General features: G+C 38.0%; 7 protein-coding genes. 1 reads left to right on the top strand and 6 read right to left on the bottom strand.

What is annotated here, in order from left to right; translation table 11 throughout:
- Positions 1 to 24: 24 nt before the first annotated feature.
- The 6 genes from AABJ51_RS04720 to AABJ51_RS04745 all read right to left on the bottom strand — a co-directional run bounded on the left by AABJ51_RS04720 (position 25) and on the right by AABJ51_RS04745 (position 12,330).
- A complete protein-coding gene (locus AABJ51_RS04720) occupies positions 25 to 1,998 on the bottom strand; it encodes an alpha amylase C-terminal domain-containing protein (RefSeq protein WP_338374589.1) in 1,974 nt (657 codons plus the stop codon).
- A gap of 270 nt (positions 1,999 to 2,268) precedes the next feature.
- Entirely contained in the window at positions 2,269 to 6,513 is a 4,245-nt protein-coding gene (gene glgP / locus AABJ51_RS04725) for an alpha-glucan family phosphorylase (RefSeq protein WP_338374590.1), read from the bottom strand.
- 49 nt (positions 6,514 to 6,562) lie between these two features.
- A complete protein-coding gene (locus AABJ51_RS04730) occupies positions 6,563 to 7,990 on the bottom strand; it encodes a glycoside hydrolase family 57 protein (protein WP_338374592.1) in 1,428 nt (475 codons plus the stop codon).
- A 32-nt stretch (positions 7,991 to 8,022) separates the two neighbouring features.
- Complete coding sequence (locus AABJ51_RS04735; protein ID WP_026627355.1) at positions 8,023 to 9,300, bottom strand: glycosyltransferase family 4 protein; 1,278 nt, start codon at positions 9,298 to 9,300, stop codon at positions 8,023 to 8,025.
- A gap of 102 nt (positions 9,301 to 9,402) precedes the next feature.
- Positions 9,403 to 11,355 (bottom strand): amylo-alpha-1,6-glucosidase, encoded by a 1,953-nt coding sequence (locus AABJ51_RS04740; RefSeq protein ID WP_026627356.1) that lies wholly within the window; start codon positions 11,353 to 11,355, stop codon positions 9,403 to 9,405.
- A 198-nt stretch (positions 11,356 to 11,553) separates the two neighbouring features.
- Complete coding sequence (locus AABJ51_RS04745; protein WP_338374593.1) at positions 11,554 to 12,330, bottom strand: RNA methyltransferase; 777 nt, start codon at positions 12,328 to 12,330, stop codon at positions 11,554 to 11,556.
- A 245-nt stretch (positions 12,331 to 12,575) separates the two neighbouring features.
- Here AABJ51_RS04745 and tamL point away from each other — a divergent pair, with 245 nt between their 5' ends.
- Entirely contained in the window at positions 12,576 to 15,026 is a 2,451-nt protein-coding gene (tamL, locus tag AABJ51_RS04750) for a translocation and assembly module lipoprotein TamL (protein ID WP_338374594.1), read from the top strand.
- The last annotated feature ends 24 nt before the right edge of the window (positions 15,027 to 15,050 follow it).

The raw sequence follows: 15,050 nt of genomic DNA on the forward strand, positions 1-15,050 counted from the left end.
TTCAGACCTATTATTCGATGCTTTCTATAACTTACGATAAGACATAATATATGCTGAACGAGCGGGTATGTATAGTTTTAAGACATCCTTATCTTTCACTTTCCGGGTAATATAATCATAATTCATATCTACCAGATCAAACCCATCAAAACGAGATTCATCTGTATTCAAGATGATATTATAAACACCTTCAGAAACGTCTATCGGATAATCAGTATAAGATTTTACAGGACTAAAGTTAAAGACAAATAGTAAATCTCTACGCTTAAAGACTAAAACTTGCTCATTTGTACTTTGAACAATGACAGCAGGTCTTTCATCGAATATAGAATATTTTGTTATTTCTTCCAACATAGCATGCTCAAACTCTGCCAGAAAACGATACCTTAGGTTAGTATCCTTCTCTAAACTCCATTGACGGCGGGCATATTTATAAGACCAATCGTTACCTTCTCTCGGAAAATCAATCCATTCGGGATGTCCGAACTCATTCCCCATAAATGTCAGATAACCATTTCCGGCAGTAGCGATGGTTGCCAGACGAATCATCTTATGAAGAGCTATCCCCCTGTCAACCTTTGGATTATGACCAAACACATTCATATCAGTATACATCAGGCTATCCAGAAGCCTGAATATAATAGTTTTATCGCCAACCATAGCCTGATCATGACTTTCGACATAACTGATCGTAGATTCTTCTTTTCGCTTATTGGTTAATTCATAAAACATATCACCGACATGCCATTCTTCATCCCGTTTTGTTTTAAGCAATTTAACCCAAAAATCGGCAATTCCCATAGCCATCCGATAATCAAATCCAATTCCCATTTTATCTACCGGAGAGGCCAATCCCGGCATACCGCTAACATCCTCCGCAATAGTAAATCCATTGGGATTCAATTCATGTATCAGCTCATTTGCCAGTGTCAGATATGTTATTGCATCTTCGTCCTGATTACCATCATAATACATTGAATAATTGGTAAAATCACGTCCAATGCCATGATCGTAATACATCATGCTGGTTACTCCATCAAAACGGAATCCATCAAAATGAAATTCCTCAACCCAATATTTACAATTGGATAATAGAAATGCGATCACTTCATTCTTCCCATAATCGAAACATCTGGAATTCCAAACGGGGTGCATTCCTTTTTCTCCTGAATGAAAATACAAGTCGAAACTTCCGTCAAAACGACTCAACCCGTCGGTTTCATTCTTCACTGCATGAGAATGTACAATATCCAATACAACAGCAATATTCAGGCGGTGAGCTTCATCGATCAACTCCTTGAGTTCTTCCGGAGTTCCAAAACGGGAACTCGGGGCAAAAAAATTTGCAACCTGATACCCAAATGATCCGTAATAAGGATGTTCCTGTATAGCCATTAATTGTATTGTATTGTAGCCCATCTTTGCTATATATGGCAGTATCTTTTCTCTGAAATGAATATATGTTGACACAGCCTCCTCTTCTCCGGCCATCCCGATATGAGCCTCATAAATAAGAGGATTCTTTACCTGAACCGATTCTTTATATTTCCACTGATACTCATGTGTCCAAACCTGTGCCGAGAATATTTTATTCACATCATCCTGCACTACCCTCCTGCAATATGCCGGAATACGCTCTCCCGCTCCATCATCCCACTTTATCCAGAGCTTATACAGCATTCCCTGTTTCAAAGAATCGAGAGGCAGTTCTATTTCCCAATTGCCATTATAAGTTTCATAAAAGGCAAATTCTTTCCGCTGCTGCCAATTATTAAAATCGCCTATCAGATATATTTCTAAAGCATTGGGAGCCCACTCACGCAATACCCATTTATCAGGATAACGGTGCAATCCGTAATACAAATAACCATTAGCAATATTGCTCAAAGCTCCTCCTTTTGTAAGTAAGGTTTTTCTTTGAGTAAATTTATCATGTCTGTATTGAATGACTGTTTTATATTTATCTAATCCCGGATCGTTATATATAGATTCTTTCATGGCTAATTTTTGTAATAAGATTCTATTATTAATTCTCAACTATAAAAAAAGGTTACAAAAGTAACACCAAAATTGTGCTTTTTCATCAGTCACCTTTTCTTCCTATCCCCAATAAGTAGCGGCAGAACTCTGTAGCTTTAATCACTTTAAGTATAGATAAAATTCTGCAGATTCTGATTGATTAAATTTTAAACATAATATGGCTATTTTGAAATAATCAAAGATAGCCATATTAAATCTTACTTATCTTAATAGATTGTCAGCAGATCATTACATCCATTTCACTAGTCCTGAATCTTGTTGGTAAGCTAACAAATCATTTTTCGCATATACCCGCAATCCGATAGAGAAACTTCCGATCTGACTGGTCACATACTTCAATCGGAAAGTTGCCATGCTTCCACTCTGATTTACAAACGTAAATGACTTTTTAATAAGGAAGTCTTCGGTCTTACTGCTTTTGTCATTAGTCACAACTAACTCCACGCCTAAATCCTCAGCAGATAAAGAACCACAGCTCAATTTTACTTCAAAGTCATATTCCATTCCCAAAGAAATAGATTCTTTATAGATACTTGGCATATTTACAGAGATAACCTCTATACTATCCCAACTTCTGGCCATTTTATGTTTCCAGGCTACAATATTTTTAGCCATGGCAAAGTCATCTTTCACTATTTCATGAGCTCGAGCACTCAACTTATTATAGAATCGATCCTCATAATCGGTCAATTGACGATTCATTGTAAAGTTAGATGCTACCTTATCTATTGAATTTTTAACATGCTGAACCCACTCATTAGGAATTCCATTCGAATCTTGTTCATAATACAACGGTGCTATTTCATTCTCTATTGTATTATATACAAGTTCGGCATCCAATTCATTTTGAAATTCGTCATTTTCATAAACCTGCTCAAGAGGCAATGCCCATCCGGCATCTTTCTGATAACCTTCGACCCACCATCCATCAAGTACACTAAAATGCATCACTCCATTCATAACAGCTTTTTCGCCACTGGTTCCCGATGCTTCCATCGGACGTGTGGGTGTATTAAGCCAGATATCTACACCCTGAACCAAATTAGAAGCTAATTCCATGTCGTAATTCTCGATAAAGAGAATCTTTCCTAAAAATTGAGGGTATTTCGAGATCTCTACAATTTTCTTAATCAAATCCTGTCCTGCTTTATCCGCAGGGTGAGCTTTTCCGGCAAAAATAAACTGAGCCGGTTGTGTAGGATGATTAACAATCGCATTGAGAGTATCCAGATTCTTAAACAATAGCTGAGCTCGCTTATAAGTAGCGAAACGGCGTGCAAACCCGAATGTCAATTTATTAGGATCTAATGCTTCGACAATACTGACAATCTCACGAGGAGTATAATACATCAACTCGTTATGCTTAGTCAAACGTTCTTTGATATGTTCGAACATTCTGGCACGCAGTTTTGTCCGTATATTCCAGATTTCGCGATTCTCAACAGTTTGTATATTTGCAAAACACGATTTATCATAATGGTGATTCGCAAAATCAGCACCAAATACCCTTTCATGTAGTTCTTTCCATTCAGGAGCAGCCCAAGTCGGATAATGTACACCATTCGTCACATAACCAATATATGATTCTTCGGTCAAATACCCCGGGAACATATCTTTAAACATATCCTGTGATACCTTTCCATGAAGCCAGCTTACGCCATTTACTTCCTGAGACAAATTTACGGCAAGGACACTCATCGAGAATTTCTCGCTATGATTGTCAGGGTGCATACGTCCCAGAGACATTATACGATCCCAGCCTATCTGAAAACGATCAGGATAATGTGATATATATTTACGCAACAATCCTTCTTCGAAAGCATCATGCCCTGCAGGAACAGGAGTATGTGTAGTAAACAGTGAAGATGAGCGGACTACTTCTCTCGCTTCATCAAAAGAAAGAGTTTTATCAACCATCAACTGGTGAATACGCTCCATACCCGTAAATGCGGCATGCCCTTCATTACAATGGTACACATCGGAGCGTTTATTCAGTTTCTTCAACACCCGTATACCTCCTATACCAAGAAGTAACTCTTGTTTCAATCGGTTTTCCCAATCACCACCATATAAATGGTGTGTAACAGAACGATCTTCGGGTAAATTATCCTCAAAATCGGTATCAAGCAGATATAGTTCAACACGACCTACATCGACTCTCCATACACGGGCATGTAAGTTTCTGCCCGGTAGAGCGATCTGTATAGTTATCCAATTACCATCTTCGTCTCGTTGAGGGGTCACCGGTGTTTTGTCGAACTGCTGAGCCTCGTAAATATTTTCCTGTTCTCCTGTAGTGGATAGTCTTTGTGTGAAATAACCATACCTGTATAAAAGACCTATACCGGTCATCTTCGTACCCTTATCACTGGCTTCTTTCAAATAGTCGCCTGCAAGAATACCTAACCCTCCCGAATAAATTTTCAAAGAAGTATGTAAACCATATTCCATACAGAAATAAGAGATAGTCGGACCATCTTGTGTATTCTTCAGATCCATATATGCCTTAAATCTGGAGTAAACGGAATCTAACCGATTAATAAACTCTGCATCGTTTTCGAGCTGCTGATAACGCTGATAATTGAGGCTATCCAATAATGCTATCGGATTGAAATACACTTTTTCCCAAATAACAGGATCAACAGACTCAAATAATTCTTTAGCATCCTGATTCCAACACCACCAAAGATTATAGGCCAATTCTTCAAGCCTTTTTAACTTTTCAGGCACATTACGATGCACTATAACATTAAACCAGTTTGGGGTTACACTTTGCGGCATTTGCGGTATATAATTTGTTTGTATGTCAGTTATAAAATCACTTTCGTCATAGCGTTCGGCTACTTTAGCCAAGGCATCGCTATAAGCCTTCATATAATAATAAATCAGATTATCCCAAAGAGCAATCTTAGATACTTCATATGCGTTTTCTTTAACACTAAGCTGTTCTTTTTCTTTATAATTTGCATGTCGGATTACATGACCTTCTATTTTTGAAATTACTTCAGCATCATTATCGTCAGTTCTGCTGATGACTGTAATCCCCGGACGTTCCTCTTTGTAATGCGTTTTTACCCATAGACCAAATCCGGCTAAAGATGTGGTTATAGTAGGCACCTTAAAAGCAACGCTCTCTAATGGTGTATAACCCCATGGTTCATAATAAGACGGAAACAATGCCAAATCGAGCCCGGCAAGCAAGTCATAATAAGGAACATTAAATACTCCGTCCGTACCATTCAGATACGATGGCACAAAAAATATTTTGACACGATCTTCATTCGTATTGTTCAGTTCGTTGTTACGAATTGCATTCATCGTAGGATCATATTGCTCATCGTTCAGATCATGAGTCACATACTTATTATGCAAAGGTCTGTCTGATATATTATTCTGTAGATTGTACAGCAATTCTTTCGAAGGACCATGATGTCCAGCGGGTACTAAAATAAAGCCTACAACCTCTCTGGTCAATGCTTTGTTTTTATTTAACTTGCCTAAAGCTTCTATAAAAACATCTATACCTTTATTTTTGAACTCATACCGTCCGCTTATTCCTATAAGCAATGCATTATTATCTATCGGACGACCTAAGATAGCCTGTGCAACTTTTATCAGATCATTGCGGCCTTTCTTCTCCTGTTCGGCAAAATTTTCATCATTCGCTATAAAATCCTGAAAACCATTCGGAGTTACAATATCTACAGGCTTACCTAAAAATTGTTCGCACTCTTTTGCTGTAATATCGCTGACAGTAGTAAAACTATCAGCTTCCTGAGCCGCCAACTTTTCTAAAGACTGTTTTGATATAACATTAAAATTACGAGAGACTGTATCCGGATTATATGATTTTAGTTTATCGTAAAGTGGTAGATTATTTCCTGCAATACAACGTCCCAGCACTGTTGCATGAGTTGTGAATACGCATCCTACCTGTGGCATCTCCGATTTCAGGTACAAAAGACCCGATCCGGTCATCCATTCATGAAACTGAGCGATGATCTTATCATTAGGAGCACAATGATACTTTACATAACTCTCTATCACTTTAGCAGCTGCATATCCGAAGAGAGCGGGTTCGATATAATCCCATTGTCCTGATAAAGAGTCAAGCTTAAATTTTTCCCATAAATTACTTAATATCTCATCTTTTGATGAAAAAAACGGAGTAAAATCAATGAGAACAATGATTGGTTTTTCGGCAATATTCCAACGTCCAACCCTTATGCGCAATCCATCGTTTATAGCTTTTGCTTTCCACGTCTTTAACAATAATGGATCTTCAATAAACTCATGATTAGTCTCATTACCCTGTACAACATCAGGCCCTATAAGAATATGCGGTTTATTAAGAACTTTCTCTAAAGATGCGATTTTAGTTGCGATAACCGTATGAATACCTCCTACCTTGTTACACACTTCCCAGCCTACCTCAAATAGATAGTCCGGTACCAATAATTTTTCATTTTGCATAATTATCTAATGATGTTGTTTGTTATTAGCTTCATTAGCGACCCTAATATTAGTTCTTTTTTACTTTAGATGTTTTATTTAATGTTGTTTTTGCTTCTTTTGTCTGGCTCTTATCAGGCTTAGCCGATTTTTTAGCTTTTTTCAGTAAACCGAGTCCCAGTTCATCACCCAATATATTTATAATTTTCTTAACTTGTATGGATGTATATTTATTTTGATTAGCAGACACGATATCTTCGAGTCTTTCTGTATATTTTTTATTAGCCAGTAACTCTTTTATTTTAATATCCAGCAATTCTTCGACCCTCAATGTGAAATCACTCAATATGTTCATATAATTGATATAAGCATCATATGGGCTCGAATATACATTTTTGAAACGGCGGGTTGTTCCCTCTGTCATCCACTTAGTTCCCATATAGTAATAGTTATCACTATCCTGAAGCCGCTCCCAATCTCTGGTAATCTCAGTATCATCAACAAATGACACTTTTGTTCCTAATTCGCTAAGTGAATTAAATGCGTCATTTTGCAAATCATTTCCTAACCAGATACTCAAATCGCGTTCTTCTTCCGACCATGATATAGGATATGGAACATGTACAGGTGCTTTGGCTTCGTGTTTCTTCACAACCTCCGATGGAGTCAGAAACTCGAATTCGCCCTGATTCAAAACATCCTGTGGTAAATACCTCATAAATTCGAATATGCCCGATCCTTTGGAGTGCCTTTCACCGAATGTCAGATAATCCATGAAAAGATTGACAACCTCTTCTGTCTTATCTACATTGTGTAGCCATCCTGTAAATTTTTCGCAGGTAACAGGCCACTGATCCCAGCTTCTATCAGAGAATCGATATGCTATGTCATCACTCAGCCTGAAATTTCTCAATAAAATTTTGAACTTAGAATTATATGCATTCGAATATAGATAATTCGGAGTTTTCCAACCTAAAACATGCTTAGCACCCTCCGCTACCATTGCTTTGAAACCTAACTTCGCAACTCTTTCGCCGATCTGGTCTGAATATATAAGTCCTGTCAATCTTACAACCGACGGTTTCTGCCCAAAATAGCGTTCAATCGTTTCGGCCTGCTTTAATAACTGCCTGTCAAATTCATGCTCATCTTTCAAGAATACCAGTGAATGAGAATATGTTTCACATAAGAATTCCACCGATCCTGTAGCTGCCAGTTCTTTAAAACTATCCAATACCTGAGGAGCATATAATTCGAACTGTTCTATCGTTTCGCCTGTTATCGAAAATGCAACCTTAAAATTCTTACCATATTCCTTTATTATATCCATCAATACCCTGTTCATTGGCAGATAGCAGTGTTCTACAGCTTTCTGCAAGGCTGTCCGTGTATTGAAATCATCATAATACTGATGAGAGTTACCTATATCAAAAAAACGATATCTTCGGAATTGGAATGGCAAATGTATCTGAAAATAAAAGCATAGAGATTTTTTCATAGCTAATATGTGTTTATGTTATTTTAATAAAGTCAGGCTATTACACCTTTATATACAGCTTTAACCCTGCAAGCACTGTCGTCCCAGTTCAAAGCATTCACTTCGGCTGTACCTTCTCCCTGTAAAGTCGCCGCTAAAGTCGGGTATGTAACCAGTCCGTACATTGCATCAGCCAATGCGTCAATATCCCAGAAATTAACCTTGATTGCATGCTTCAAGACTTCAGCTACACCAGACTGCTTTGATATGATAGTGGGAACACCGGTACGCATAGCTTCAAGAGGTGAAATACCGAAAGGCTCAGATACTGAAGGCATTACATACACATCACTTTGAGCATACATTTTATGCACATCATCTCCTGTCAAAAAACCTGTAAAAGTAAATTTAGAACCGATCCTCAGTTTTGCGACACGAGCAACCATTTTATTCATCATATCTCCACTTCCGGCCATAACAAAACGGACATTCGGGCAGACTTTCAGCACCTTATATGCAGCCTCTATGAAGTATTCTGGTCCTTTCTGAAAGGTAATACGCCCCAAAAAGGTAATAACCTTTTCTTTTATAGCCTTTGATGATTCAATTGTTTCGCGTCCCGAAAAATCAACAGCATTGTGCACGGTTATAACTTTTTCTTTATTTATACCGTAACGGTTGACAACTATATTACGGGTGAGGTCACTTACAGTAATCACTGCGTCTGCATTCTCCATCCCCATTCGTTCCAAATCGTATACCATACGGTTCACATTCTCCCCGCTGCGGTCAAATTCCGTTGCATGTACATGTACTACTAAAGGTTTTCCCGAAATACGTTTTGCTACAATACCTGCTAAATAAGTTAACCAATCATGGGCATGAATAATATCAAACTCATTTTCTTCAGCAATTTTTGATGCAATATAAGCATACCTCATCACTTCTTCCATTAAGTTTGATCCATACTTACCGGAAAATGTAAATTTGCCCCCCAGATGAGTAAAAGACTTTTTATCCGAGCCTTGAGTTTGTTGAGCTATATGAGCATATTCCTCCCACCCGAGATAAGGTATCAAACCCGAATCCACAGGCAGAAAACTGACATTAGACCAGAACGACTCAATGGAGGTGACCGAGTTTGGCATTTCAACATCACTTGCGTTTATTATCTTACCAATACTTCCGTCTTCGTCTCCCGATGCTTTCGGCATAACAAATAAAACCTCTACATCTTGTTGAGCCAGGCCTTTAGTCAACCCATAGCAAGCGGTACCCAACCCTCCCGAGATATAAGGAGGAAATTCCCATCCAAACATTAATACTTTCATAGCGTCCACTGAATTTACAGGTTGTTTTTATCTTAAGGTCTCAGACCTCTTTTTATTACTTTTGGTAGTAGTATATCCGAACAATATTTTAAACACTTGCTATTATTTAGCTTGGTATTTTTCTATCATTTGTAATATTCTCAATATCTCGCTGACACTCCAAGCCTGAGAGATACTGCCTCCCGGATGGTGTGGCGGATTTCCGTCATACACTTCGGCGATACCACATATCCCATAATCTGTCATATCATCTTCAAATGCCGATGCTATCTCTTTCGCTCTGTTCACAAAAGTGGAGCTATGCAGTTTAAAACAAGCTTCTACGTAGTGTCCTAGTTGCCAAACCCATACTGTACCCTGATGGTAAGCCCTATCTCTGGTAGCCTGGTCTCCTACATAGAAACCTTTATAATCGGGATGACTCGGAGATAATGTGCGTAAACCTTTCGAGGTCAGCAATTCATCCTTTATAGCATAAATTATAGAGCTTTTCTTTTCATCATCAATGGGGCTGTACTGCAAAGAAGCAGCAATTATCTGATTAGATCTCAAATCCATATTCTGTCCGCGTTCATCCACATAATCGGCAAGATATCCTAAGTCTTCATTCCAGAATACAGATGTAAAACTCTCTTCAATTCTCAGCGGGAGATCTTCCCATTCTTTAACAAATTTCTTATCTCCGTTCTCTTCAGCCAATTCAAGCATAAAACGAATAGCATTATACCACAAAGCATTTATTTCAACAGCATATCCAGCACGTGGCGTTACAGGCACTCCATCGACAACGGCATCCATCCAAGTTAATGCTTTGCCATCCTGAGCAGCCCAGATCAATCCATTTTCATGCATACGGATATGTTCGTTGATGCCATTGCGGAAAGCTTCTAAAACCTGCTTCATTTTCTTGCCGTAATCCTTCCATACGGACGATTTATCTTGAACTGCTTCCGTATATTTCTGAATAGCCCAGAAATACCACATGGGAGCATCGACCGAATTATATGCAGCATTATCATCTTTACCTATATTCGGAAAAAGTCCATTATTCACTTCTCTCGACATAGTGTCCAGTACATCCTTACATGCTTTAGGATCGTAATTGGCTGCAAGGGTCAAACCCGGCAATGCAATAAATGTATCTCTGCCCCAACGGCCAAACCACGGGAATCCGGCCAATACTTCAGTATCTTTTCCTTGCTTGACTATAAATTGAGTAGCAGAATTTTTCAGGCAATTAAGAAAACTGTCTTTAGGTGGACGGGATTTTACCTCTTTTTCAAAAAAGGCGGCTAATTTTTTAGAAGTCTCTTCTTTTAATGAAGCCGAAACAATTATGCTTTCGTCTTTTTTTATCGGAACCTCAAAATACCCCGGAGTGTATAGATCTTCAAGATAATCGTATCCCCTCACCTTTTCTTCGTAATATTCTACATTATAATACCAATCGGGATTTGATTCGAACTTATTCTTTTTATCCAATTGAATATTTAATATCGGAAATCCGGAATAAAGACGCGATGCGATCCCATTATCAATCTGATCATAATCGGTACTGACAAAGAGATTCGCTTTGCTCAGCTGATGCCTGTTGCGATAAGCAAGGAAAGGTCGTAAACGTAAAGTTGTAGGTGAATGTGCATCGAGCAATGTATATCTGATCAGTATCTGATCCGCATTATGCACCATCAACAACTCTTTTTTAAGAACAACACCTCCCACCCGGTATGTAATGGTAGGGGTTGGCTCAAATTCAAAGTCTATGATGTACTTATGCCCACGCGGATCGTATATTCCATTCTGATACTGATGTATCCCCAAATTAAAAGTCTGGTCGTGCTGAATAACGGTTTCATCCAATGCGGATAATAACACAAAGCTTTCGTTATCAAATTCCTTTATTGGACAAACCAGAAGCCCATGATACTTACGTGTGTTACAACACACCATAGTAGTACTCATATAAGCACCGGCTCTATTTGTGCTAAGTATCTCCCGGTGTAATGAATATTGAAGATTTACTAATTCACTTTTATCAAAAGTAAGATATCCCATAGTATAATGTCATTTGAAAGGTGGAACAGAATGAACTACATCCTAAATATAAGACATTTTTTCGTCATTTGCTATAAAATATCAACATGTTTTATAGCAAATTGTTTAAAAACATCTTTTTTTTAACCTTTATCAAAATGACAGTATATCGGCTTGTGAAAAGGGTTTTGCTTTCTAGAAGATTTTATCCTAGCAAAACTATCTCAATGAACGCCGTCTGAATTCGCTGCATATTATAGCTGTAGCAACCGAAACATTCAGAGATTCAGAAGTTTGCCTATCCAATGGATAATTCGGAATAAATAATCGATGAGAGATAAACGGCTCAATATAAGACCTGATACCATTACCTTCGTTACCCATTACTACTATTCCGTTTTCCTTTATATCAGTACCATACATATTGTCACCGTTAAGGAATGTTCCATACACAGGTAAATGCTCTGATACCGATTGTAAAAAATCTTCTAAATCCAGATAATGCACTTTAACCCGCGACAAAGCACCCATAGTAGCCTGCACAACCTTTGTATTAAATACATCAACTGTATCGGGTGAACAAAAAATATTCTCTATGCCATACCAGTCGGCAAGACGTATGATGGTTCCCATATTCCCGGGATCCTGAATACCATCCAATACTAAGCTCAACTGGTCTTTAAGCAATTCTAAATCATAGCTATACTTCGGTTGAAAAAAAACAGCTAAGACTTGTTGCGGGTTCTTAAGAAAACTGACCCTTTCAAGTTCTTTTTTTGAAACCTCTATCAATTCCTGAACATTATCTCCGGTCACAAGCACCTTATTTTCACGAATAAACTCGGAAGTAGCAACCAATAACCGGCATTTCTGATTCAATAAAAGTTCGGATACCATCTTATCCCCTTCTGCGACGAAAACACCTGACTCGTCTCTATCCTTTTTATTTTTGAGAGACTGTATATACTTTATATTATTTTTACTTAAATCCGACATTCGATTCTGTATTCTCTAATTAACATTCAATCATCCAAAGCATAATATTATACTTAAAGATGGAGCTTTAATACTTATTGTTACTTAAATTTACACAAAAGAAATAATTATATTTTAAATTTGCCGTTAATTAGACAATTATAAGTAAGTAACAAGCGGCATTAAATGGAGTTCGTTACTTTAATATATAAAAAGGTCTGAGACCTTAATATGGTAGATACCTTTAATGATCTGAAATTCCCAGAATGAGAATAAAGCAAAAAATATTTTTTTTTATATCCGGCTGCGCCCTACTGATCTATTCATGTAGCTCGACAAAATATGTTCCCGATAACCAGCAGTTATTAGCAGATGCCACAGTAAAGGTTGATGCAAAGGATATATCATCTTTTGATCTTGAACCTTACATCAAACAAAAATCAAATTACAAAACATTTGAGTTATTCAAGTTCCCTTTATTTGTTTACAATCTATCAGGAAGAGATACCACCAAATGGTATAACCGAACACTGAAACACGCAGGTGAGCCACCCGTCATATATGACAGTACACAAATAAACAGAACATTGACCCAGTTATCCCGAATTATGGAAAACAAGGGATACCAACATGCTGAAATAGAACCGGTAATAACCGAAGGAGATAAAAGGGTAAAAATTGTATTCGATATTAAATCGAATGAACCAACCCGGATTGCTGATTACAAAATAAATATCAACGATACAGTATTCGACCGTAAGATTATAGATCACTCCTTCCCTATTCCAGAGAGGTTCAGAAAAAGAATGGGAGATACTGCAACCACGATCAACCTAAATAGTTATCTCTCTTACGGAAAATTGCTAAAAAAGGGAGACCAGATGGATCTGGACTTATTGAACGCAGAACGAGAACGTGTTACTTCGATATTAAACCGAAACGGCTACATGGCATTCAGCAAAGATTATATTGAATTTGTAGCTGACACAATAGGTAAAAAGAATGAAGTTGACTTGGAGATGATTATCTATCCTCAAACACAAAGGTTAAACAATCATGAAACAGTAAACACACCACATACCCAGTACTTTCTCGATAATGTAGATATATATGTAGATTATAATCCGATAGCCGATGGCGATCTGAACCATTATAATGCAACAGATACTGTATACCGAGGTAAGTACCGGATTTTCTATGGGGCAAGAGGACGTTATATAAAACCATTCGTAATACTCAACAATTGCTATATACAGCCGGGAAACTTGTATAACGGCAGTCAGGTTTCAACAACATACAATGCTTTGTCGCAACTTAATATACTTAAGAATGTAAATATCCGTTACGAGCAATATCTCGAAAATGATTCCACCAGAATGCGGTGTATTATTACTGCCGTTCCCGATAAAAAACAGGGTATATCGAGTGAAATAGAGGGCACTAATTCATCCGGTTTTTTCGGCATCGGCGCAGGATTGGGATATACCCACCGGAATATCTTTAAAGGATCGGAACTACTGAATATTAAGGTTAAAGGCTCATATGAAGCAGTGACTCCTAATTTTTCAAACTTCAATGACAACTATTTCGAAATAGGTAGTGAGGCTTCGTTGACATTCCCCCGCTTTATGTTCCCTTTCCTAAATTACGATCTAAGGCGAAAATTAAGGGCATCTACTCAATTAACATCCAGTTATACATACCAGCGACGTCCGGGATACTTTACCCGCACCGTATTTGCCACAGGGCTGAAATACATTTGGGAAAACAGAACCAATGGAACCGTAAGACATACTCTCGATCTGGTTGATATCAGTTATGCACATATTCCTAATTTATCCAGTGATTTCGAAAAACAGCTTACTACCAATGCCAAAATATACAGTTTCACAGATCAGTTTATATTAAGTACAGGATATACTTATTTCCGCAGTAATAATATGTCTCAAAGACTGTTTTATGCACCCAACCGGAGAGACAGGTCTTCTTACTCATTACGGGCATCATTCGAAACGGCGGGTAATGCTTTGGCTCTTTTTGCGGCACTTACCAATATCAAAAAAGACGAATACGGATCGAAAAAAATATTCGATACTTACTATGCACAATATGTGAAAGGAAATTTCGATTACAGTAAATCCATCCAGATTGACGACAATAATGCTTTTGCATGGCGTATTGGTGCAGGAGTTGTATATCCATACGGCAATTACAAACTTGTACCTTTTCAGAAAAGGTTCTTCTCGGGTGGAGCAAACAGCGTAAGAGGATGGAGTGCCAGAGAATTGGGTCCCGGATCGTTTTACCGCGAGGATGCGAACTTCAACGATCAATCGGGAGATGTAAGATTTGATGCCAATGCCGAGTATAGAAGTAAAGCGTTCTGGAAACTCGAATTCGCAGCATTTCTGGATGCCGGAAACATTTGGACTTTAAAAGGTACCGAACGCCAATATAAAGGCGAATTTAAATTCAATAAATTTTACAAACAAATAGCATCAGCTTGGGGATTGGGATTGAGGCTCGATCTTGAATTTGTACTTATCCGTCTCGACTGCGGATGGAAATTATACAATCCGGCTGATACCCCAATATACAAAACAGATGCAAGCGGATATCAGGTTGTAGATGGTTTTGAGTCCAAATGGGCTGTATTGAAACCATTCCGGTTCAGAGAAAATACAGCTTGGCACATTGCTGTTGGATATCCTTTCTAAAATCGTGGAGAATAAATTTCCATT

Source organism: Indolivaga capnocytophagoides (assembly GCF_036511535.1).
GTDB classification, from domain to species: domain Bacteria; phylum Bacteroidota; class Bacteroidia; order Bacteroidales; family Dysgonomonadaceae; genus Dysgonomonas_A; species Dysgonomonas_A capnocytophagoides.